A 1,018-nucleotide genomic window follows, 5' to 3' on the forward strand; every position below is an offset into this window, starting at 1 on the left:
ACGGCTTTGGCGCCCAACCCGGTCGCCAGGACGCGGTCGGCGGCCGTCGGGGACCCACCTCTCTGAAGGTGACCGAGGACGACAGTCCGCGTTTCCGAACCGGTGCTTCTTTCGAGCTGATCCTGGAGGACGAACCCGACCCCGCCCAGCCGGACCGGGTCGGCGCTTTTCTCGACCATCCTTTTGACGACCACGTCTCCGCCCTTTGGCTTGGCCCCCTCGGCGACGACGACAATGCTGAACCGCCGTCCCCTTCGGTTGCGCTCCTTGACCTTGGCTGCAATAGCGCCGGTATCATAGGGAATCTCCGGGATCAGGATGATATCGCCTCCGCCCGCCACCCCGGCGTAAAGCGCGATCCAGCCGGCCCGATGACCCATGACCTCGATGATCATAACGCGGTGATGCGATTGGGCGGTCGTGTGGAGCCGGTCGATGGCCTCAGCGGCGATGGCCACAGCCGAGTCGAAACCGAAGGTGACTTCCGTCCCCCGGATATCGTTGTCAATTGTCTTCGGAATTCCCACGACCGCGACGCCGTCCTTCATCAGGCGGTGGGCGATGCCCAGCGTCCCGTCGCCGCCGATACAGACGAGGGCGTCTATCCCCAAGGCCCGGGCGTTCCGGATCGCCCTCCTGGAAACGTCTTTGAAAACGACTCGGCCGCCCGCTCGAGCGGCATACCGGTACGGGTTGGAGATCTTCGAGGCGCCGAGGATCGTCCCGCCGACCGTAAGAATCCCCGAGACATCATCGTAGTGGAGCTTGCGGTGGCGGTTGCGGATGAGACCCTCGTATCCGTCCTCGACACCGATCACCTCCATCCCGCATTCCAGGATGGCCTTCTTAGCCACGGCCCGGATGACGGCGTTGATGCCCGGGGCGTCGCCTCCCCCGGTCAGGATGGCAATCCGATTCTTTCTGTACATCCGGCTACCTCCAGAAGTCCGGACGGGATCCCGGACTCCTCCTCTCTTATAGGCCATACGCTTGCCGGCCGCAAGTGAAAATGGGGACG

General features: G+C 63.9%; 1 protein-coding gene. It reads right to left on the reverse strand.

Features of this window, described 5'->3' with window-relative positions:
• Nucleotides 1–986: ATP-dependent 6-phosphofructokinase (locus VJ307_00015; GenBank protein ID HJX72509.1), on the reverse strand; the 986-nt coding region annotated here is incomplete at its 3' end.
• Between the last annotated feature and the right edge of the window lie 32 nt (nt 987–1,018).

It is taken from the genome of Candidatus Deferrimicrobiaceae bacterium, assembly GCA_035256765.1.
Classification (GTDB): domain Bacteria; phylum Desulfobacterota; class Deferrimicrobia; order Deferrimicrobiales; family Deferrimicrobiaceae; genus CSP1-8.